At 67.9% G+C, this 19,857-nt stretch carries 21 protein-coding genes; 3 read left to right on the top strand and 18 right to left on the bottom strand.

Translation table 11 applies throughout. The features are described 5' to 3' along the window. Positions 1 to 2: 2 nt before the first annotated feature. Positions 3 to 506, top strand: coding sequence for a MarR family transcriptional regulator (locus tag WDM86_07170; GenBank protein MEI9989805.1), 504 nt, complete (start codon positions 3 to 5; stop codon positions 504 to 506). On the opposite strand, the gene WDM86_07165 is transcribed toward WDM86_07170, so the two are convergent. The 11 genes from WDM86_07165 to WDM86_07115 all read right to left on the bottom strand — a co-directional run bounded on the left by WDM86_07165 (position 406) and on the right by WDM86_07115 (position 14,211). Then, positions 406 to 1,734, bottom strand: a complete 1,329-nt coding sequence (locus WDM86_07165) for an MFS transporter (protein ID MEI9989804.1) — start codon at positions 1,732 to 1,734, stop codon at positions 406 to 408. The two genes, WDM86_07170 and WDM86_07165, sit on opposite strands and share 101 nt — an antisense overlap. 359 nt (positions 1,735 to 2,093) lie before the next feature. Then, positions 2,094 to 2,546, bottom strand: coding sequence for a DUF4167 domain-containing protein (locus WDM86_07160; GenBank protein ID MEI9989803.1), 453 nt, complete (start codon positions 2,544 to 2,546; stop codon positions 2,094 to 2,096). Positions 2,547 to 2,796: 250 nt separating this feature from the next. Further along, positions 2,797 to 3,654 carry a peptide chain release factor N(5)-glutamine methyltransferase gene (gene prmC / locus WDM86_07155; GenBank protein MEI9989802.1) on the bottom strand — a complete coding sequence of 286 codons (858 nt, stop codon included), beginning with the start codon at positions 3,652 to 3,654 and terminating at the stop codon, positions 2,797 to 2,799. Then, the gene (gene prfA, locus WDM86_07150; GenBank protein MEI9989801.1) at positions 3,651 to 4,730 is read right to left on the bottom strand and encodes a peptide chain release factor 1; all 1,080 of its coding nucleotides are present in this window, start codon (positions 4,728 to 4,730) and stop codon (positions 3,651 to 3,653) included. The genes prmC and prfA overlap by 4 nt, the downstream gene beginning before the upstream one ends. Positions 4,731 to 4,836: 106 nt before the next feature. Then, positions 4,837 to 6,648: a hypothetical protein gene (locus tag WDM86_07145; GenBank protein ID MEI9989800.1), complete on the bottom strand. Its 1,812-nt coding sequence runs from the start codon at positions 6,646 to 6,648 to the stop codon at positions 4,837 to 4,839. A gap of 25 nt (positions 6,649 to 6,673) precedes the next feature. Next, positions 6,674 to 7,813, bottom strand: coding sequence for a flavodoxin-dependent (E)-4-hydroxy-3-methylbut-2-enyl-diphosphate synthase (ispG, locus tag WDM86_07140; protein MEI9989799.1), 1,140 nt, complete (start codon positions 7,811 to 7,813; stop codon positions 6,674 to 6,676). Beyond that, positions 7,813 to 8,778 carry a RodZ domain-containing protein gene (locus tag WDM86_07135; protein ID MEI9989798.1) on the bottom strand — a complete coding sequence of 322 codons (966 nt, stop codon included), beginning with the start codon at positions 8,776 to 8,778 and terminating at the stop codon, positions 7,813 to 7,815. The genes ispG and WDM86_07135 overlap by 1 nt, the downstream gene beginning before the upstream one ends. Positions 8,779 to 8,923: 145 nt before the next feature. Then, positions 8,924 to 9,235 carry a hypothetical protein gene (locus WDM86_07130; GenBank protein MEI9989797.1) on the bottom strand — a complete coding sequence of 104 codons (312 nt, stop codon included), beginning with the start codon at positions 9,233 to 9,235 and terminating at the stop codon, positions 8,924 to 8,926. 92 nt (positions 9,236 to 9,327) lie between these two features. Continuing rightward, complete coding sequence (gene ptsP, locus WDM86_07125) at positions 9,328 to 11,586, bottom strand: phosphoenolpyruvate--protein phosphotransferase (GenBank protein ID MEI9989796.1); 2,259 nt, start codon at positions 11,584 to 11,586, stop codon at positions 9,328 to 9,330. 160 nt (positions 11,587 to 11,746) lie between these two features. Beyond that, positions 11,747 to 12,994, bottom strand: coding sequence for an aspartate kinase (locus WDM86_07120; protein MEI9989795.1), 1,248 nt, complete (start codon positions 12,992 to 12,994; stop codon positions 11,747 to 11,749). Positions 12,995 to 13,218: 224 nt separating this feature from the next. Beyond that, complete coding sequence (locus WDM86_07115) at positions 13,219 to 14,211, bottom strand: hypothetical protein (GenBank protein ID MEI9989794.1); 993 nt, start codon at positions 14,209 to 14,211, stop codon at positions 13,219 to 13,221. A gap of 123 nt (positions 14,212 to 14,334) precedes the next feature. Between WDM86_07115 and ubiG the strand changes: the two genes are divergently transcribed. Then, positions 14,335 to 15,063, top strand: coding sequence for a bifunctional 2-polyprenyl-6-hydroxyphenol methylase/3-demethylubiquinol 3-O-methyltransferase UbiG (gene ubiG / locus WDM86_07110; GenBank protein MEI9989793.1), 729 nt, complete (start codon positions 14,335 to 14,337; stop codon positions 15,061 to 15,063). Positions 15,064 to 15,070: 7 nt separating this feature from the next. On the opposite strand, the gene WDM86_07105 is transcribed toward ubiG, so the two are convergent. The 6 genes from WDM86_07105 to WDM86_07080 form a co-directional block, all read right to left on the bottom strand. Beyond that, positions 15,071 to 15,484, bottom strand: a complete 414-nt coding sequence (locus WDM86_07105) for a DUF1178 family protein (protein MEI9989792.1) — start codon at positions 15,482 to 15,484, stop codon at positions 15,071 to 15,073. 128 nt (positions 15,485 to 15,612) lie between these two features. Beyond that, complete coding sequence (locus WDM86_07100) at positions 15,613 to 16,437, bottom strand: carbon-nitrogen hydrolase family protein (GenBank protein ID MEI9989791.1); 825 nt, start codon at positions 16,435 to 16,437, stop codon at positions 15,613 to 15,615. 38 nt (positions 16,438 to 16,475) lie between these two features. Then, positions 16,476 to 16,760, bottom strand: a complete 285-nt coding sequence (locus tag WDM86_07095) for a hypothetical protein (GenBank protein MEI9989790.1) — start codon at positions 16,758 to 16,760, stop codon at positions 16,476 to 16,478. Positions 16,761 to 16,771: 11 nt separating this feature from the next. Next, positions 16,772 to 17,173: a hypothetical protein gene (locus WDM86_07090; GenBank protein ID MEI9989789.1), complete on the bottom strand. Its 402-nt coding sequence runs from the start codon at positions 17,171 to 17,173 to the stop codon at positions 16,772 to 16,774. A gap of 145 nt (positions 17,174 to 17,318) precedes the next feature. Beyond that, entirely contained in the window at positions 17,319 to 17,576 is a 258-nt protein-coding gene (grxC, locus tag WDM86_07085) for a glutaredoxin 3 (GenBank protein ID MEI9989788.1), read from the bottom strand. Positions 17,577 to 17,609: 33 nt separating this feature from the next. After that, positions 17,610 to 18,389: a ComF family protein gene (locus WDM86_07080; GenBank protein ID MEI9989787.1), complete on the bottom strand. Its 780-nt coding sequence runs from the start codon at positions 18,387 to 18,389 to the stop codon at positions 17,610 to 17,612. Between the two features lie 17 nt (positions 18,390 to 18,406). On the opposite strand from WDM86_07080, the gene WDM86_07075 reads away from it, so the two are divergent. Beyond that, entirely contained in the window at positions 18,407 to 19,225 is an 819-nt protein-coding gene (locus WDM86_07075) for a methyltransferase domain-containing protein (protein ID MEI9989786.1), read from the top strand. 120 nt (positions 19,226 to 19,345) lie between these two features. Here the strand turns inward: WDM86_07075 and WDM86_07070 are convergent, their stop codons facing one another. Then, a complete protein-coding gene (locus WDM86_07070; GenBank protein ID MEI9989785.1) occupies positions 19,346 to 19,759 on the bottom strand; it encodes a (deoxy)nucleoside triphosphate pyrophosphohydrolase in 414 nt (137 codons plus the stop codon). Positions 19,760 to 19,857 lie beyond the last annotated feature (98 nt).

The raw sequence follows: 19,857 nt of genomic DNA, 5'->3' as shown, positions 1-19,857 counted from the left end.
TAATGGCCCGGGTGGACGGCGTCAAGAACAATGTGCATAATACACGCATGAAGGACGATCTGCGCCAGTTGCACGACGCCATCCTCGATCTGATGAGCATCCTGAACGAACCGCAGCGCGACGCGGCGCTGATCGCGGAGGCCGGGATCTCGCTGGATCGCGCCCTGTTTCCGCTCCTGGTGCGGATCGGGCGGCGCGGGCCCCTCGGCGTGGTCGAGCTCGCCGACATGGCCGGGCGCGATCACACCACGGTCAGCCGCCAGGTCGCCAGACTTGAAAGCCTCGGCCTCGTCGCGCGCAAGGCGAGCGACGCGGACAAGCGCGTCCGCGCGGTGGCGATCACGAAGAAGGGCCTCGCGATGACCCGCGCGCTGGACAAGGCGCGCGAGCGGATCGCCGCGCCGGTCATCGCCGATTGGAGCGAGGCGGATCGGCGGACCCTGGTCCGCCTCCTGCGGCGGCTGGTGGATGGGGCGCGGGCGCTGCCTCGTCCGGGATCGCCTTAAGGCCGCGCAGCGGCGAGAAGACGGCGAAGAACGGTGCCAGGGCCATGCCGCCCACCGCCAAGCCGAGTGTGGCGCGATCGCCGATCCATCCGCCCAGCAAGCCGCCGATGATGGCGCCCATGACGATCATCCCGCCGCTCACCGCGCTGAAGAGGGCCGCGGTGCGGCCGAGCATGGCGGGCGGAAGCACCGCCTGGCGCAGGCTCACCGCCAGGATGTCCCCGGTCACGGCGAAGGCATCGCCGAACAGTTGCGCCGCCATCAGCAGCGCCACCGCCAGCCAGAACGGTCCGCCCGCCAGCGGCACCAGGGCGAGAAAGCCGACATAGAGAAAGCGCGTGGCGACGAGCGTCGGGCCGATGCCGAAGCGCCGCGCCAGCCGCGCCGATAGCCCCGCGGCGAACAAGGCGCCGATGCCGCCCATCGCGATGTTCGCGCCCATCAGCGCCGGCGACAGGCCGATCACCTTGAGACCGAACACCAGGTAGAGCGGCGCGAAGAAGGCGGCGAAGAAGCTCCAGACGACCGTCATCCAGAACAGCGGCCGCAACAAGGAATGCGCCAGGATCGCGGCGACGCCGTCGGCGATGTCGCGCCGCCAATGCGCGACCTGCGACGCCGGGCGCGGCGCGGGCGTGTCGGAAGGAACGCCGAGCAGAAACAGCGCCGAGGCGAGATAGGTGATCGACGTGCCCAGCATCGCGATCGGCGCGGTGAGAAGCTGGAACAGCGCGCCGGCGACGGCGGGTCCGGCGATCTCCGACGCCGAGTCCGTGACGCCGAGCCTGGCGTTGCCGTCGATCAGGTGCTCGCGCGCGACGAGCGTCGGCAGGAAGGCGTGATCGGCGATCTCGAACAGCACGGAGGCCGCGCCGACCAGCGCGGCGACGGCGTAGATCTGCGGCATGGCCAACGAATGCGCCCAGGCGGCGAGCGGGATGGTCGCGATCAGCGCCGTGCGGGCGAGGTCGCTGGCGATCATGATCGCGCGGCGGCTGGAGCGGTCCACGAAGCCGCCGGCGACGAGGCCGACCACGATGCCCAGGCCGCGCGACAGCGCCGCCAGCACGCCGAGCTCGGCCGGCGTGGCTTGGATGGTCAGGATCGCCGTCATGGCGAAGCCTTCGCGCGCGATGCGGGCGCCGAAGGACGAAACGGTTTGCGCGGCCCACAGCCGCAGGAAGCCGGCGTGCCGCCACAGCGCGCCGGTCGGAAGCGATATCCGCACGGAAATTCCCCCATTGAAAGCAAGCATGCCCAGGCGCATCCGCGCGCGGCGCGGATGGCGCAACTCAGCCGTCGCGAAAGACGGACGAGATCAGAAGGTAGAGAGAGCCTTCATGGCACTGCCTGTTCCACCGGCGGCCCGGCATCGAGGGGTAGGATGCGGAAATTACGCGGGGCCGTCCGCAAACGCAATCAGCGGCGCGCGTACTACTCGGTGTCATCCGCCGCGAGTTCGTAGCGACAGCGTGCGAACGGCGGACCCAGGTGAAAGATGCGCCGTCGGAGCAGATTTCACCTAGGTGGCCCGCATTCGCGGGCCATGACAAATTATGGAATTGGCCGCTTCAAATTGAGTAGGACCTACTCCGCCGTTTCCTCTTCGCCCTCTTCCTCGCCCTCGGCGAGGGAGAAGGACGGGGCGCTCTGGACCGGCGGCTGCTGGACATAGGGCTGGTCGCTCCCATTGCCGTTGCCATTGCCGCCGCGCGGCTGCTGTTGCTGCAGGGCCTGCTGCTGCTGGTATTGCTGAAGCTGGGCCTGCTGCGCCGCCATGATGCGGTAATAGTGCTCGGCGTGCTGCAGATAGTTCTCCGCCATCACGCGGTCGCCGGAGGCGTTGGCGTCGCGGGCGAGCTGGAGATATTTCTCGTACACATTCGAGGCCGAGCCGCGAATCTTCACCTCCGGACCCGAGGAATCGAACGTCCGGTTCGGATTGTGGACATTTCCTCCACCGCCGCCGCCGCCACCATTGTTGTGACCGCCGCCGCCCGTGTGTTGCGGCCTGCGGCCGCCTCTGCGTGAACGTTTCACTTCTGCCCCTAACCTTTAGAGGACGAGCATCGCTTTGCTGCGCGCGATGGATGCGCATTTGCGGCTCGCGGGCCGCGCCCCGCGCAAATCCGGCTGCCACAGCAATGCAGGGCTCGTCTTTCGCTTAGCACAAGAACCGCGGCCTAGCCGCTTTCCGGCCCCCCCGATCGATTAGGATCGACTGCCGGCAGGGTCCCATGTCCCCACGGGCCGGGAAACTAACGGCTCGGGGGCCGATTTCCAACTGTTTTTATATAGGCCGCGCCGGGGATTTTACGACCACGCAGCGCGGGATTCCGGCCAAATCTGGCGCAATCTTCATGTTTCCAAGGCCCGAAGCGGCCATGATGGCGGTGACATCATCGGCCTGGCCGATGCCGAACTCCAGAAATGCGCTGCCGGACGGCTTCAGCAGGTGGGCGATTCGGGGGGCCAGCGCCCGGTAGGCGACCAGCCCATCCGCTCCGCCGTCCAGGGCCTGGCGCGGTTCGTGGCGGGAAACCTCGGGTTCCAGGGCGTCGATGTCGGCGGTGGGGATGTAGGGCGGGTTGGCCAGGATCGCGTCGAAGCCGGGGCTGGCCTCTTCCGGCCAGGCGCTCTCGATCAGGCTGGCGCGGGCCTGAAGGCCATGGGCGGCGACGTTGCGCCGGGCCCAGGCGAGCGCCTCGGGCGAGGAATCGATGCCGATGCCATGGGCGTTGGGGTACTCCGTCAGGGCGGCGACCAGCAGGCAGCCGGAGCCGGTGCCGAGATCGAGGATCGACAGCGGCGCGGACCGGTCGGGATGAAGATGGATCAGTTCCTCGATCAGGGTCTCGGTGTCGGGACGCGGGATGAGGACGCCGGGACCGACGGCGAAATCGAGGCTCCAGAATTCGCGGTGGCCGGTGATGTAGGCGAGCGGCTCGCGGGCGGCGCGGCGGATTACCAGTGCGTCGAACGATGTGCCCGCGGCGGCCCCCTCCACCGCTTCGCGGTCCCCCTCCCCCGCTACCGCGGGGGAGGAAAGAGACCGCGCGAACTCCCACAGCAGCCTCGCATCGAGGCGCGGATTGTCGACGCCGGCTTCGCGTAGGCGCTCGACGGCTTGCGCCAGCGGATCGCTCACCCTTCGTCTTCCATCGCGGCGAGGCGGTCGGCCTGGTCCTGGGCCACCAGCGCGTCGATGATCTCGCCCAGATCGTCGCCGGAAATGATCCGGTCCAGCTTGTAGAGCGTCAGGTTGATACGGTGGTCGGTGACGCGGCCTTGCGGGAAATTATAGGTGCGGATGCGCTCGGAGCGGTCGCCCGAGCCGACCAGCGATTTGCGCGTCGAGGCCCGCGCGGAATCCACCCGCTCGCGCTCCATCTCGTAGAGCTTGGCGCGCAGCATCTTCATCGCCGCGGCCTTGTTCTTGTGCTGCGACTTCTCGGTCTGCTGGGCGATGGCGATGCCGGTCGGCAGATGCGTGATGCGCACCGCGCTCTCGGTCTTGTTGACGTGCTGGCCGCCGGCGCCTTGCGCGCGGTAGACGTCGATGCGCAGATCCTTGTCGTCGATCTGGACGTCGACATCCTCGGCCTCGGGCAGCACGGCGACGGTCGCGGCGCTGGTGTGGATGCGGCCCTGGGCCTCGGTCACCGGCACGCGCTGAACCCGGTGCACGCCGCTCTCGAATTTCAGCTTGGCGAAGACGCCCTGCCCCGTCACGTCGAGCACCGCGTCCTTGATGCCGCCGAGGTCGCTGTCGGTGCGCGACAAGACTTCGGTGCGCCAGCCCTGCAGCGCGGCATAGCGCGTGTACATCTCCAGAAGGTCGGCGGCGAACAACGCGGCCTCGTCGCCGCCGGTGCCGGCGCGGATCTCGACGATGGCCGACGAGGCGTCGGCGGCGTCCTTCGGCAGAAGCTGGATCTGCAGATTGTGTTCGAGCTGTTCGGCGCGCTGTCTGAGCTCGGCGCGCTCCTCTTCCGCGAGATTGCGCATCTCGGTGTCGGTCTTGGGATCGGCGATCATCGCCTCGGCGCCGGCGAGCTGGTCCTGCACCGAGCGGTAGTCGCGCACCACGTCGATGATGGGGGCGAGCTCGGCGTGTTCCTTGGACAGCTTCACGAAGGCCGGCCCGCCGGCGCCGGACGAAAGCTCCGCCTCGACCGCGTGGAAGCGGTCGAGCAGGCGTTCGAGCTTGGCGGTGGGGATCATGAAGCGGTCCTGGGCTATCTAGGGGTAAACGCGGTTCAGGGGAACATCGTCCACCCGGCCTTGCGCTATCACGCGGCGTCCGCGGTTCTCAAGGGGGCGCGGCGGATCAAGGCGCGTCGGGCGACCAGGCGCGGCGGGCCGCTTCACGCGCCTCGGACCAGGCCCGGAAGGCGGGGGTCTGCGTCAGCGCGATCCAGCGCGGCGTCTGGAGGAACGCGGCCGGCGTCGAGCGGCCGGGGTAGAAGCCGAAGATGAAAGCGCCGTCGCTGAGCGCCTTCTCGTAGGAGTCCATCGCCTGGTCGTCGGCCCCGGCATGGCTCAGCATGAAGCCGAGATCGCCCGGATCGCCGATCTTCGTCGGGTCGTGCTTGAGCACATCCTGGACGAACGCGACCGCCGGCTCGGCGCCCTCGCTGTTGAGGAGGATGAAGAACTTGCAATGGGTCGCGAGCTGCGCCGGGATGCCAGGCGCCGACAGGCCGCCCAGCACGGCGCGGGCTTCGGCGATGCGCTTCAAAAAGGCGAGCGAGACGCATTTGTATTGCAGCGTGACGGGATCGCCCGGATGCAGCGCCAGGGCCTCGTCGCTGGCCGAGACGGCGTCGGCGAAGCGCGCCAGCACGAAATTGTCGCGCGCGACGCCCTGCCAGGCGGGATTGGAAAACGGATCCAGGCGCGCCCATTCGCGGTGCTCGGCCAGCGCGGCTTCCGAAAAATCGAACGCCTCATAGGCGGTGGCCAGGCCCTGCGCGCCGAGCGCCGTGTGCTGGCCCGTTCGCCGCAGGATCGTCACGTCGCGGATGACGGCGTCCCAATCCTGCGCGTTCAACGCGATGTCTATCGCGACCGTCAGGGCGCCGGGATTTTCCGGATCGAGCGCCAGGGCCCGCGCGATCGCCTGCTGGATTTGCGCGACGTCGACGTTCTCGTACCGCAGCGCGGAGGCCAGCGCGGCCTGCCCGTCGGCGAAGTCGGGCGCCGCCGCGACGACCTTGCGGAACAGCGCCACCGCGCGGTCCAGCGCATCGCGCGAGGCCGGCGTCTGGCGCTCGGTCAGGCGCTGGTCGAAATAGACCTGTCCCTGCAGATAATCGCGGTAGATGTCGGGATCGATCTGCGCCGGCTTGGGGATACGCGGCTGGACATTCTCCCCGGTGAGCTTGGGCGCCAGGGCCGTGGCGATGGATTGGGCGATGTCGGCCTGCACCGCGAGGATGTCGCTGAGCGAGCGGTCGTAGCTCTGCGACCACAATTGATAGCCGTCGGCCGCGTTCACCAGCGAGACCTCGATGCGCACCCGCTCGCCGTCCTGCCGCACGCTGCCCTCCAGCACGGAGCGCACGTTCAGCTTCTGGGCGATGACGCGGATGTCCTGCTCCTTGCCCTCGAAGAAGAACGAGGAGGTGCGCGCCACGACGCGCAAGGCGGGATTGCGCGCGAGAAGCCCGATGAGTTCGTCGGAAACGCCTTCGCTGAAATATTTCTCTTTCGGATCGCCGCCCAGATTGTCGAAGGGCAGCACCGCGACGGAGCGTGGCGGCGCGCCCGACTCGGCCGGCGGCGGCGCGGCCGGCGTGGCCGCGGACCAGTAGAGCGCGAGTTCGCCCAGCGACAGCACCGCGACCAGCGCGATCGCGCCGAGAAAGACCGCCTCGCGCCCCTTAAGCGGCGCGCCAGGGACGGCGCTGTCCCGGTTCAGCGTCCAGCCGGCGATCAAAGCGAGCGGGAAGCCGACCACGCTGGCGACGATCAGCCAGCGCAGCGCCCAAGGAGGCGCGTCGAAAGCGGGCAGCGCGATCGACGCCGCCTGCACGAGGAGCCAGCCGCCGACGGCATAGGTGGCGGCGATGCGGTCGAGCCGGCGCGCCCGCGCCCGTTCGAACAGCGTTTCGATCCAGGGGCCCATCGCGTCGTTCAACACGGACGCCCTGCCGTCATTGTCTCTATTGCGCCGGTTCCAGCACGGGCGCGACATTGCCGCGCGACGCCTCGATCTCGGCCGCCTTCTTCTCGCAGAGCTCGACGACGTGCTCGACCAGCTTCTCGTTGTCGAGCCTGTAGGCCGGCTTGCCGTTGAGATAGATCTGGCCGTGGCCCTTGCCGGCGCCGCCGCCGGTGAAAGCGAGATCGGTCTCGCGCGCCTCGCCCGGGCCGTTCACGACGCAGCCGATGATCGACAGCGACATCGGCGTCGAGATGTGCTTGAGGCGATCCTCCAGCGTCTTGACCGTCTCGATCACGTTGAAGCCCTGGCGGGCGCAGGACGGGCACGACACGATGTTCACGCCGCGATGGCGCAGGTTCAGCGATTTCAGGATATCGAACCCGACGCGCACCTCTTCCACCGGATCGGCGCTGAGCGAGACGCGGATCGTGTCGCCGATGCCGCTCCAGAGCAGCATGCCCATGCCGATGGAGGATTTGACGGTGCCGGAGATCATGCCGCCGGCCTCGGTGATGCCGAGATGGATCGGGCAATCGACCGCGTCGGCGAGCTGCTGATAGGCGGCGACCGCGAGGAAGGCGTCGGACGCCTTCACGCTGATCTTGTATTCGCGGAAATCCAGGTCGTCGAGGATCTTGGCGTGGTTGAGCGCGCTCTCCACCATCGCCTCGGGGCACGGCTCGCCGTATTTCTCAAGCAGTTCCTTTTCGAGGCTGCCGGCGTTGACGCCGATGCGCATCGAGCAGCCGTGATCCTTGGCCGCCTGCACCACTTCCTTCACGCGATTGGCGTTGCCGATATTGCCCGGATTGATGCGCAGGCAGGCGGCGCCGTTCTGCGCCGCCTCGATGGCGCGCTTGTAGTGGAAATGGATGTCGGCGACGACCGGGATGTTGGCGGCGCGGGTGATCGCCTTCATCGCCTTGGTCGCGTCCTCGTCGGGACAGGAGACGCGCACGATGTCGGCGCCGGCCTCCTCGATGCCGCGGATCTGGTTGATCGTGGCGCGGGCGTCGCCGGTGACGGTGTTGGTCATGGTCTGCACGCTGATCGGGGCGTCGCCGCCGACCGGCACCTTGCCGACCATGATCTGGCGCGATTTGCGCCGGTGGATGTCGCGATAGGCGCGCACGCTCATCAGAAGCCTCCGCTGGTGCGGTCGACGATCGATTGCGGATCGAGCGAAAGCCCTTCGGCCATGCCGGGATCCTTGCCGGCAAAGCCCTTGGACTCTCCGTCGAGGTCGATCTCGACCGCGTTGGCACTGGTCGTCGTCAGCGTCAGGCCGACGACATTGGGGACCTGGTAGGTGTCGCCCGGCTGGAGCGTGCGGTTGATGTACACCATGCCGTCGCCGCCCTGGACCAGGACGCGCGTCGTCTGGTGCACGCGCAGCACGACGCGGGCGCCGTGGTTGTTCACGCCATAGACCTGGCCCGGCGGCAGCGGCGCCAAGGCGGGCGCCGGCGCGGCGCCGTTGGCGGTCGCCGCGGCGGCGGGCGGCGGTGTGGTGACGGCCGGCGCGGGCGTCGTCGCGGGCGGCGGCGGTGCCGGTTGCGGCGCCGCCTGCACGACCGGCTTGGGCGCGAGCTGCGGCGGCGGCGCGGCGACGGGCTGCGAGGTCATCGAACTGGTCGAGGTCAGCACGTAATAGGCGCCGTAGATCATCAGCAGCACGACGACGCCGGCGATGATCTTCCAGCCCTGCGGCAGGCGGCGGTGCTCGTCCTCGTCGATGACGGTGACGGCGGGCACGTTGTCGGTATCGGAGCGTCCGGCGATCTCCGCCTTGAAGCGCTCCAGGCATTGCTGGGTGTCGAGGCCGAGATAATCGGCATAGGAGCGGACGAAGCCGACGGCATAGGTGCGGCCGGGAAGCTGTTCCAGCCGGTCTTCCTCGATCGCTTCGAGATGGTCCTTGCGGATCTTCAGCGACTTGGAGACGGTCGCCAGATCGTCGCCGCGCCGCAGCCGCGCGGCGCGCAGATCCTGCCCCACCGTTTCCAGCGGCGTGTCGCTATCGCCGGAGATTTCACGCAAATGGATGCGGCGGCTCTTGATGTTGCCGCCATCGTCCACCGTGAGACGTGTCACTTTGGTCATCGGGCAACAAATATCCGCTGCGACGCAAGCCTGCCAGCCAATTCTTTGGAATCGGACAGAAACTTACGGTTTCCCGCGCCGGGCACGACGCGCGCCCCGGAGCGGCGCGAAACAGCGCGCGCGGAAAATCCCCAGTTGCGGGCGATCAGTGGGTCGGCGGATTTGCCGTCCGGCTGCTCACATTGTCCATCAACTCCCGGGCGTCTTCGCGCATCTGCTTCCATTCGCGCTGCGTGTGGCAGATGCGCTTGGAGAGCAGCGAGCCGGTCGTCTGCTCGTAGCGGCAGCTCACGACGTCGTTGGTGTCGGTGACGGAGGCGGGCTCAGGTGTCGCGGGCGCGGTCGCGGCGGGGGCCGGGGGCGTCGCCGGCGACACGGTGGACTCGGTCTGCGCCGATGCGCCCACGAAAGAGGCAGCCAGGGCGGCGGCAAAAAGAATGGACAACGCGGAGCGCATGAAGGATCCCTTCGATGATCGTTGTGTGAATTTTGTCAATAGTTACAACCGAAATCAAGTGTTGCAATGCAACATGGACATGATGCTAGCGCTCACTTTAGAGCGATGCCGCGCTCCGCCGCGAAAGCCGCCAGGCGGGTCCGAAGACTGTGGTCCGTGCGGCCGCACAGCTTGTCCACGAAGGGCGTCACTTCGCTCAGATTCATGCTGCGAATCATGAGCTTGATCGGGCCGATATTCGCCGGATGCATGGACAGGGTCCTTAGCCCCAATCCGAGCAGGGCCATGGCGTCCAGCGGGCGCCCGGCCATTTCGCCGCAGAGCGACAACTCGCCATGGGCCTCGGCGGCGCTCTTGACGATCAGCCGCATCAGATAGAGGGCGGCCGGGTTGAGCACGTCGTAGCGCTTGGAGACCCTCGGATTCGTCCGGTCGACCGCGAAGACGAAGGACAGAAGATCGTTCGAGCCGATCGACACGAAATCGGCCGAGCGCATGAGCTGGGGCAGCATGAAGGCGAGCGAGGGAACCTCCAGCATCGCGCCCACCAGCACCTGGCGGGGACGTTCTATTCCCAACAGACGCGCGCGCTCGGTCTCGCGGTCGACCAGAGCGCGGGCGCGGTTGAATTCGTCGACGTTGGAAACCATCGGCAGCAGGATGCGCAGGATGCGGCCCTGCGCCGCCATCAGGAGCGCGCGGACCTGGTAGCGCAGCAAGGCCGGGCGGTCGAGCGCGATGCGGATGGCGCGCCAGCCGAGCGCCGGATTCTCCTCGCGCTCCCAGCGGGCGTAAGGCAGCACCTTGTCGCCGCCGAGATCGAGGGTGCGGAACACCACCGGCTTGTCGCCCGCCGCGTCGAGGATCTCGCGATAGAACTGCACCTGGTCGGCGAGGCGCGGCATCGTCTCGCCGATCATGAATTGCAGCTCGGTGCGGAACAGGCCGACGCCGTCGGCGCCCGATTCCGCCAGATGCGGCATGTCGAGCTTGAGGCCGGCATTCATCATCAGCTTGATCGGCACGCCGTCCTTGGTGACGGCGGGAAGATCGCGCAGCGCCGCGAAGCGCGCCTGGACCTGCTCGCGCAGCGATTGCTTGACCTCGAAGGCGGCGACGATCTCGGCCTGCGGGCGCAGATGCAGCTCGCCGGTCTCGCCGTCGATCGCGATGGTGTCGCCGCCGCGCGCCGAATCGGTGATGCCCTCGACCGAGCCGATCAGCGGCAGGCCCATCGAACGGGCGACGATGGCGACATGGGAGGTGGACGCGGCCTCTTCGAGCACCAGGCCGACCAGGCGCTCGCGGCTGTAGTCGAGCAGCTCGGCCGGGCCCATGGCGCGCGCGATCACCACCGCGTTGAGCGGCAATTCCTGGATGCCGCCGTCGCCGGTCAGATGGCGCAGCAGGCGGCGGGCGAGATCGTCGAGGTCGTGCAGGCGCTCGCGCAGGACCGGATCGTCGAGGCGCTGCACCCGCACCCGCATCTCGTCCTGCACGCGCTCGACGGCGGCCTCGGCGGTGAGGCCGGTGCGCACCGCGTCGCGCATGCGCTGGCGCCAGCCCTGGTCGTGGGCGAACAGGCGATAGGCCTCGATGACCTCGCGGCCCTCGCCGGTAAGGTCGAGCTCGCTGGAATCCAGCATGTGGTCGACGGCGTCGCGCAGCGAACCGATGGCCTCTTCGAGCCGGGTCAGTTCCTCCTGCGGATCGTCGGCGATCATGCGCTCGACCTTGACGCGCGGCTCGTGGAGCACGACGCGGCCGATGCCGACGCCTTCCGAAAGTCCCTCGCCCTGGAAGATGCGCGGCCGGTCGACGCGCAGCTCGGGCTCGTCGAGCTCGGAGAGCTTGAAGAGGCCGCCCTGCGCCACGACTTCCGCCAGCACCATGGCGACGGTCTGGAGCGCCTCGACCTCTTCCTCGGAATAGAGGATCGCCTTGCGGTTCTGCACCGTCAGCACGCCGAACACCTGGCCGCCGCGCACGATGGGCACGCCGAGGAAGGATCTGTACGGGTCCTCGCCGGTCTCCGGCCGGTAGGAGAAGCGCGGATCGGAGGGCGCGTCCGACAGGTTCACCGGCTCGGCGGTTTCGGCGACGAGGCCGACCAGGCCCTCGCCTTCCATCAGCCGCGTGTTGTGGACGGCGCTGCGGTTGAGGCCCTCGGTGGCGAAGAGTTCGAGCGCCTTGCCGGCGCGGCGCAGATAGATCGAGCAGACCTCCGCCACCATGATGGTGGCGATGACGGTGACGAGCTTGTCGAGCCGGGTCTGGGCGCTGGTCTGCTCGGCCATGATCTCGCGCAGGCGTCGCAGGAGAATGCGCGGACCGCCGGCGGCAACGGGCATCAGGGCCTCCCAACCTCTCCCGCTTCGCGGGAGAGGTCGAAATTCGCGCAGCGAATTTCGGGTGAGGGCTTGGTGGCGGCGGGTGGGCCCTCACCCGAAAAATGCTTGCGCATTTTTCGACCTCTCCCGCAAGCGGGAGAGGTAATGATGCGCATCGCCGTCACGCCACGTCCAATTCATACGCCGAATGCAGCGCGCGTACCGCGAGTTCGACATATTCTTCGGCGATCAGGACGGAGACCTTGATCTCGCTGGTCGAAATCACCTGGATGTTGATCCCCTTCTCCGACAGCGTGCGAAACATGGTCTGCGCCACGCCGGGATGGGCCCGCATGCCGATGCCGATGATCGAGACCTTCGCCACGTCGGCGTCGTGCGTCATCTCGCGATAGCCGATCTGCTCGGCCGCCTTCTCGATCGACGACAGAGCGCGCGCCAGCTCGCTGCGCGACACGGTGAAGGTGAGGTCGGTCTTCTTGCCGTCCTCCGAGACGTTCTGGACGATCATGTCGACATTGACGCCGCTGTCCGCCAAGGGACCGAAGATCGCCGCGGCGATGCCGGGGCGGTCGGGGATCTTGTGCAGGGTGATCTTGGCCTCGTCGCGGCTATAGGCGATGCCGGTGACCGGTTTCTTTTCCACGATGTCTTCCTCGTCACAGAGAAGCGTGCCGCCCGCGTCGGGGTCGAAGGTCGACAATACGCGGGTCGGAACGCGGTGAAGCATGGCGATCTCGACCGAGCGGGTCTGCAGGACCTTGGCGCCGAGCGAGGCCATTTCGAGCATTTCCTCGAAGGCGATCTTCTCCAGCCGCCGCGCCTTGGGCACGATGCGCGGGTCGGTGGTGTAGACGCCGTCGACGTCGGTGTAGATGTCGCAGCGGTCGGCCCGCAATCCCGCCGCCACCGCGACGGCGGAGGTGTCGGAGCCGCCGCGGCCCAGCGTCGAGATGCGGTCATGCGCGGCGACGCCCTGGAACCCCGCGACGACGGCGACCTCGCCCCGGGCCAGGCTCTCGTTCATCAGCTCGGCATCCATGCCCTCGATGCGGGCGGAACCGTGCACCGAGGAGGTGCGCAGCGGAATCTGCCAGCCCATCCAGGAGCGCGCCGGCACGCCGATCGCGCCCAGCGCCACCGCGAGAAGCCCGCTCGTCACCTGTTCGCCGGTCGCGACGATGACGTCGTATTCGCGCGGGTCGGGGATGGCATGCGCGTTGGAGCCGGGCGCCTTGGCGATGTCGTTGCACCAGGCGACGAGCTTGTTGGTCTCGCCCGCCATGGCGGAGACCACGACGGCGACCTGGTTGCCGCGGTCGCGCTCGCGTTTCACCAGGGTGGCGACATGGCGGATGCGGTCCAGGTCGGCCACCGAGGTGCCGCCGAATTTCATCGCGATCTTCGCCATCGATCCTAAGGGTGCGCGCGTTTCCGGCCGATACATAGACGGCGGGGCGCCAATGCTCAACGCAGACGCCTGCGGCCAATACGGTTGCGCGGCGCGCTTACCAGCTCACGACGATCTTGCCGTTGCCGCCGGGGCTGCCGTCCGAGATCTGGTAATTCATGTGCGCCGAATTGCAGGAGAACAAGCCGCCGCGATGATACCCGCCGTGGCCGCCCTGGCCGCCGTCATTGACGTAGCCGGGCCCGGTGCGACCCGGGCCGCCGCCGGCGCCGCCAAGGCCGCCGGCCCGCGCCGTTGCAGCCGCTGGTGACGCCGCCGTGATAGCCCGCGGTGCCGGACCAGCCATTCGTCGAACCGCTGCCGGGACCGCCGCCCTGGCCGCCGTTGTAACCGTAGGACGGGCCGACTCCGGTCCCGCCTCCGGCGCCGCCGGTCGCCCGAACGAGTTGCGTGCCGTAGAACGCGTCCGTCCAAACCACTGTGTTGCCGCCATAGCCTCCGTTCATCTGATTGGCGTTCGAACTCGCGGTGAGACCGCCGCTGGCGCCCGCGCCGACGATTACGTAAAGCCTGGTGACGCCAACTTGCGGGATTGCAACCGTCGCGACGGTTTTTGCGTAGCCGCCGCCCCCTCCACCGCCGCCGCCGCGTCCGGCGGCGATCGATCCGTCCTCGCCGCCGCCACCGCCGCCGCCCGCGCCCCACACCTCGAACGTGACGGCGACGGACTGGCCCGGCGCGGCGACGACGTTGCACGCGCCGCCATTGGCGCAGGCCGTGAAGGTGTAGGTTCCAGGTCCGCGCACCCAGGAACCGTGCTGCTGCTGCCCCAACCGCGTAAGCGTGACCGTGCAACTGGCGTGCTGCCCGACGCCGAGATGGACCGCACCGCTTGCGGCGCAGTTTCCGCCTATTACGTCCTGATAGTTCGAGAGAACGGTTCCACCGGCCGCCGTGACGCTCACGGCATGCGTGCCGGGCGGCAACACGATCGCCGCCGTCGAGCCGCCGTTTCCGACCCCGGCGGCCCGAGGGGTGCCATCGATCAGCAGATTGAATCGGCCAGGATCGCTGGCGGGGACAATCACGGCGCCGACGGAAAGTGTCGCCACCACGGGAGGCAGCACGATCTTCCGCGCCGGCGCGGCCTCCATGGGCCCGGCACCGACCAGACAAAGCCACGCCGCGACCGTGAAGATGGTTTGGAGAATGCGCATGAGTCCTCCACGAATTCGTTGGAACGATCGGTGGACAGGGCCGCAGGAGACGCCGGCGCGGCACCAGCGTCGCATGGCGCGACACCGGCGCCAAGACCACGGACCTTGTGCTATTCCTTCGCCATGACGACCATGATCGATCCGACGGTAGACGACGCCGAAGTCGCCAAATTCTCGGCCATGGCGGCGGAGTGGTGGGATCCGGCCGGCAAGTTCGCGCCGCTGCACAAGTTCAATCCGGTCCGGCTCAAATTCATCCGCGATACCGCCGCCGCGCATTTCGGCCGTTCGGGGCTGAAGCCGTTCGAGGGCCTCGGCCTGCTCGATATCGGCTGCGGCGGCGGGCTGCTCAGCGAACCGATGAGCCGGCTCGGCTTCGCGGTGACGGGCGTCGATCCCTCGGAGAAGAACATCGGCACCGCCAAGGCCCATGCCGCCGGCCTGCCCATTACCTACCGCGCCGCCAGCGCCGAGACGCTGGCGGCCGAGGGGCTCGGTTTCGACGTGGTCCTCAACATGGAGGTGGTCGAGCATGTCGCCGACCTCAAGGCTTATCTGATGGCCTGCGCCCACCTGGTGAAGCCGGGCGGTCTGATGATCGTGGCGACGCTGAACAAGACGCTCAAATCCCTGGCGCTGGCCAAAATCGGAGCGGAATATGTCCTGCGCTGGCTGCCGCCCGGCACGCATGACTGGAACCGGTTCGTCGAACCAGCGGAGCTTCGCCGGTTACTTCAAGGAGCGGGACTCAACCCGTTGAAAACGCAGGGCGTGGCGTTCGATCCGCTGGCCTGGGACTGGCGGCTGTCGGACGATGTAGACGTGAATTACATGGTGGTGGCGAGCCGGTAGCCCGGCCTCAGTTCGCGCCGTCGAGATCGGGCGGCAGCGGGGCGACGTCGACGCCCTCCTCCAGCAATTCCTTGGCTTCCTCGATCGAGGCCTCGCCGTAGATGTGGCGCTCGTCGGCTTCGCCGTAATGGATCTTGCGGGCTTCCTCGGCGAAATTGGGGCCGACATAGTCGGCGTTCTGCTGCACATATTTGCGCAGGCCCGTCATGAACTGGCGCATCTTGCTGGCTTCCTCGGCGGTGACGGTCGGCTTCTTCGCGCCGGCGACGGCGGGCGCCATGATCGCCTTCTCCACCTTGCGGGAGTCGCAGACCGGGCAGGTCAGCGCGCCGCCCCTCGCCTGCTCCTCATAGGCCGCCGAGTCGCGGAACCAGCCCTCGAACTCATGGGCATTCCTGCAGCGAAGATTGTAAACGATCACGCCCGAGCCTTCTTCCGTCCCGGCACCAGCTTACACGACGAAATCGCCGGCCGGTTTGACAATTGCCAACGCTTAGCGCCTGCGCCGCCGCGCTGGCAAGGACGGCGGCGTTAACCATGCGGGTGGCATTACGGGCCCTTGAAGGGGCGGTCGTGCCGCAGGTTCGGCACGCGGGCGCGCGCGTCGGCCGACAGCGCCGGATCGATGTCGGCGACGATGATGCCCGGCTCGGTGCCGGCTTCCGCCAATATCTCGCCCCAGGGCGCGATGATGAGCGAGTGGCCATAGGTCTTGCGGCCGTTGGCGTGGGTGCCGCCCTGGGCGGGCGCCAGCACGAAGGCGCCGTTCTCGATGGCGCGGGCGCGCAAAAGGATGTGCCAATGCGCCTTGCCGGTGGTCTCGGTGAAGGCCGACGGCGCGGTGAGCAGGAAGGCGCCCTTCTGCGCCAGCGCGCGGTAGAGCTGCGGAAAGCGCATGTCGTAGCAGATCGACAGGCCGATCCTGCCCCAGGGCGTGTCGGCGAGGACGGCCTCGTCGCCGCCGGCGACGGTGTTGGATTCGCGGTATTTCTCGCCCGAGGGCAGATCGACGTCGAAGAGATGGATCTTGCTGTAGCGCGCCGCGATGCGCCCCTTGGGGTCGATCAGGAATTGGCGGTTGGCGGTCTTGGTGTCGCTGACCTTGATGGCGAGCGAGCCGATCAGCAGCCAGATGCCGAGTTCTTCCGCGAGCGCGCGGAACGCCGGCAGCGCCGGATCGTGGTCTTCGTCATAGCTGCTCGCCAGCTTGGCGCCGCCATCGGGCGCCATCAGCGTGGTGTTCTCGGGCGTGGCGATGAACTGCGCGCCCTTCCCTTTCGCCTCGCGGACGAATTCGGAGGCGACGCGGATGTTCTCCACGACGTCGTCGGAGGAACGGAGCTGGATACAGGCGGCTTTGAACGATTGCGACATGCGCGAAATCTACCCTCAGCCAGCGCCAAGAACGAGAATTATGCCGCGGCGACCTGGACGGCGGCAAGCGCTGCCGTCAAAAGAGCGGCGGCGTAGTTCCATCGATTGCTCTTCTCCTGAAATGTCGATTGAATCCCGCCGGCATTGGCGTGTTGCATCGCCAAGATCGCGGAGTGACCCCACGACAGTCCGGACAGGATGCCGATCAGGCACAGCAGGTACGCGAAATATTGAGGCTCATAACCACGGACGAACGAGCCCAGGGCGAGCGAGCCGCCCACCGTGCCGAGCATGATCGAGTAGAGCCATAGCGGCGTGGACATCGAGCGTTGAGTCAGGTCGAAGAATTTTTCCGATACATCGCAAAGCCGTAAATCACTTCAATCGCGCAGAGCACAAATATGACCAGGAGCAATTTCTCGCGAACCGCGGGCGGGATGAGCTTCTCGGAGTGGAAGGGGCCGGCCACCGCCACGGCCAGCACGAAAAGAATGGCCGCGCCGATCGCCATGGCGGCGGTCGCCCGGCCGGCGGATTTCGGCTTTGCGAGCAGCCGAGTCTCTGATGGCGGCGGGATAGGCCGGGTGGATTTGCCCGAGTCCGCACCGCGCAACGGCGGATCGCGAAACGGCTCAGAAGGCATCGCGGGCTCCAGCGAGAACGTCGAAGGCCCGTGGCTCTTTTTTGCTGCGAAGGTCAGTGTCTGCTCCCCCGCGACGCAGGTCGCGGGTGACATGCTTACACAACTTTTGCGGGTCATGCCAAGATGCCAGCATGGGGTCGTCCTCCAAGACTTTCCCCTTCAGCCAGCCGAACCTGAGGATGCAACGCGGCGAAAGCTGGGCCGTTTCGCTGACATTTGGTCAGAAATGGCGAAATCGTCACCCCGCCAGAAGCGGGTCGAGCTTGCCCTGGCTTTCCAGCGCGTAGAGATCGTCGCAGCCGCCGACATGGGTATCGCCGATGAAGATCTGCGGCACGCTGCGGCGGCCTTCGCTCTTGGATTCCATCTCGGCGCGGGCGTCGGCGTCCATGAAGACGTCGACCTCCTCGAACGGGGCGCCCTTCTTCTTCAGGAGCGCCTTGGCGCGCACGCAATAGGGGCAGATGGGGGTCGTGTAGATCTTGATCTTGGACATGGCGGGCGACTCGTAAGCACCTCTCCGTGACGGTTATATAATATCGCCCACGGTGGGACGGACAACGCGGGCGAGCGCCAAAACCAGGACTTTCGCGGCCCCTGCGCGCTTTAGCGCACGCGCGCAGGCGTCGACCGTGGCTCCGGTGGTCAATACGTCGTCGACCAGAAGAACGTTACGCGCCGCGATGGCCGATTTAAGGCGCGGCGAAACCTTGAACGCCCCCAGCATGTTGCGCCGCCGCGCCTTGGCCGAGCGCATGGCGCCCTGGCTGGGCGTGGCGCGGCCGCGGGTGAGCGCCAGGACGTCGCATGGCTTGCCGGCGAGCCGGGCCAGGGACCGCGCGAGTTCCGCCGACTGGTTGTAGCGGCGGGTCCACAGCCGGCTCGGATGCAGCGGGACCGGAACCAGGACATCCGCCTCGTCCAGCAGGGCGCGGCCGCCGCGGTCGAGCCAGCGGGCGAAGGCGGGCAGCAGGTCGAGCCGGTCGCCATGCTTGAGGGCCAGGATCGGGCCCCGGCTGGCCTCGTCGTAGCGCATGATGGCGCGGGCCCGGTCATAGGCCGGCGGATGGGCGTGGCAGGCGGCGCAGAGCGTGTCGCCACCGGGGTCGAAGTCGAACGGCACGCCGCAGGCCGCGCACATCGGGCCGTCGAGGAAGCGGATGTTCCGCCAGCAGGCGGCGCAGAGCGCGCCCGGCTCGGCGACCTGGGCGCGGCAGCCGATGCAGAGCGGCGGATAGACGAGGTCGAGCACCGCCCGCCCCGTTCTCGTCAAGCCGCGCTTGAGGCCGCCCTGCAATCCTCCGCTCATGGCGTTAGTGTAGCGCAATGACCGACGGACCGCCGCGAATATTCGACCACAAGGCCCGCGCGCTGCACCTTGCGCGGGCGGCGCAAATCGCGGGCGATGCGTTTCTTCGACAGGAGGCAATCGCGGGGCTGGCGGAGCGGCTCGACGCTGTGACCCGGAGCTTTCCGCACCGGCGTGAACTGACCATCGATGCGAACGAGCATGTCGACGCGGAGCCCGAGTCGCTCGATCTGATCACCAGCAATTTGGCGCTGCACGCCGTCAACGATCTGCCCGGCGTTTTGGTGCAGGCGCGGCGCGCGCTGAAGCCCGACGGGCTGTTCCTCGCGGCGCTGTTCGGCGGCGAGACGTTGACGGAGCTGCGCCAGTCGCTCGCGGCGGCGGAGATCGAGATCAAGGGCGGCGTCAGTCCGCGCGTCGCGCCGTTCGCCGATGTGCGCGACCTGGGCGGCCTGTTGCAGCGCGCCGGCTTCGCCCTGCCCGTCGCCGATGTCGAGCGCACGATCGTGCGCTATGGCGATTTCATGCAGCTGATCCGCGACCTGCGCGCCATGGGCGAGACCAATGCGCTGGTCGAGCGCAGCAGAAAGCCGATGCGGCGCGACATGCTGGCGGCGGCGCTGGCGCATTACGCGCGGCACTTCGCCGATCCCGACGGCAGGCTGCGCGCCACTTTCGACATCGTGTACCTCACCGGCTGGGCACCGCACGAGAGCCAGCAGAAACCGCTGAAGCCGGGAAGCGCGACGGCGCGGCTCGCGAACGCGCTGGGGACGAAGGAATTGCCGGCCGGCGATGCGCCGCCAGGCGTCAGAGGTGACCGGCCAGCGAGGTGAAGAAGACGGTCAGGGTCGTGCCGATGCTGGTGGCGGCGGTGACGATCACGATGGAAATGATGCTGGCGATCAGGGCGTATTCGATCGCGGTGGCGCCGGAGGCGTCGCGCGCGAAGCGGCTCAGAGCAGATCGCGCAGCATCGGGATCAGCGGCAGGTCCGCCGGCGGCATCGGATACCGCGCCAGATCGCGCGGCCGGGCCCATTTGAGCGCGCTGTGCTCGCGGGCCGTCGGCGTGCCCTCCCAGCGGCGGCAGACATAGAGCGGCATCAGCAGATGGAAGTCCGGATAGGCGTGCGAGGCGAAGGCGAAGGGCGCCAGGCACGGCTCCTTGACCGCGATGCCGAGCTCCTCGTGCAGTTCGCGGATCGCGGTCTCTTCCGGACGCTCGCCCGGCTCGATCTTTCCGCCCGGAAATTCCCATAGCCCGGCCATCGCCTTTCCCGGCGGGCGCTGCGCGATGAGCACGCGGCCATCCGGATCGATCAGGGCGCAGGCGGCGACAAGAACCAGCCTAGCGCTTGTGCGTTCCATGATGCGGGGTCCGTGCTAATGAGCGATTAACAAGTAGCAGTTGCGTTCGGGGCCGTCGAACGCACGCCCTGGGCGGCTGCGGCATGTGCGCCCTCGCC

The sequence above is a fragment of the Rhizomicrobium sp. genome, assembly GCA_037200045.1.
Lineage (GTDB): Bacteria > Pseudomonadota > Alphaproteobacteria > Micropepsales > Micropepsaceae > Rhizomicrobium.
This window is presented reverse-complemented; position numbering and strand designations above follow the sequence as displayed.

Bases quoted from the DNA above. Each gene is read 5' to 3' on its own strand.
- WDM86_07170 (MEI9989805.1), top strand. From the start codon at position 3: ATGGCCCGGGTGGACGGCGTCAAGAACAATGTGCATAATACACGCATG.
- prfA (MEI9989801.1), bottom strand. From the start codon at position 4,730: ATGATCCCCACCGCCAAGCTCGAACGCCTGCTCGACCGCTTCCACGCG.
- ispG (MEI9989799.1), bottom strand. From the start codon at position 7,813: ATGAGCGTGCGCGCCTATCGCGACATCCACCGGCGCAAATCGCGCCAG.
- WDM86_07135 (MEI9989798.1), bottom strand. From the start codon at position 8,778: ATGACCAAAGTGACACGTCTCACGGTGGACGATGGCGGCAACATCAAG.
- WDM86_07130 (MEI9989797.1), bottom strand. From the start codon at position 9,235: ATGCGCTCCGCGTTGTCCATTCTTTTTGCCGCCGCCCTGGCTGCCTCT.
- ptsP (MEI9989796.1), bottom strand. From the start codon at position 11,586: ATGCCCGTTGCCGCCGGCGGTCCGCGCATTCTCCTGCGACGCCTGCGC.
- WDM86_07120 (MEI9989795.1), bottom strand. From the start codon at position 12,994: ATGGCGAAGATCGCGATGAAATTCGGCGGCACCTCGGTGGCCGACCTG.
- WDM86_07115 (MEI9989794.1), bottom strand. From the start codon at position 14,211: ATGCGCATTCTCCAAACCATCTTCACGGTCGCGGCGTGGCTTTGTCTG.
- ubiG (MEI9989793.1), top strand. From the start codon at position 14,335: ATGACGACCATGATCGATCCGACGGTAGACGACGCCGAAGTCGCCAAA.
- WDM86_07100 (MEI9989791.1), bottom strand. From the start codon at position 16,437: ATGTCGCAATCGTTCAAAGCCGCCTGTATCCAGCTCCGTTCCTCCGAC.
- WDM86_07095 (MEI9989790.1), bottom strand. From the start codon at position 16,760: ATGTCCACGCCGCTATGGCTCTACTCGATCATGCTCGGCACGGTGGGC.
- WDM86_07090 (MEI9989789.1), bottom strand. From the start codon at position 17,173: ATGTCACCCGCGACCTGCGTCGCGGGGGAGCAGACACTGACCTTCGCA.
- grxC (MEI9989788.1), bottom strand. From the start codon at position 17,576: ATGTCCAAGATCAAGATCTACACGACCCCCATCTGCCCCTATTGCGTG.
- WDM86_07080 (MEI9989787.1), bottom strand. From the start codon at position 18,389: ATGAGCGGAGGATTGCAGGGCGGCCTCAAGCGCGGCTTGACGAGAACG.
- WDM86_07075 (MEI9989786.1), top strand. From the start codon at position 18,407: ATGACCGACGGACCGCCGCGAATATTCGACCACAAGGCCCGCGCGCTG.
- WDM86_07070 (MEI9989785.1), bottom strand. From the start codon at position 19,759: ATGGAACGCACAAGCGCTAGGCTGGTTCTTGTCGCCGCCTGCGCCCTG.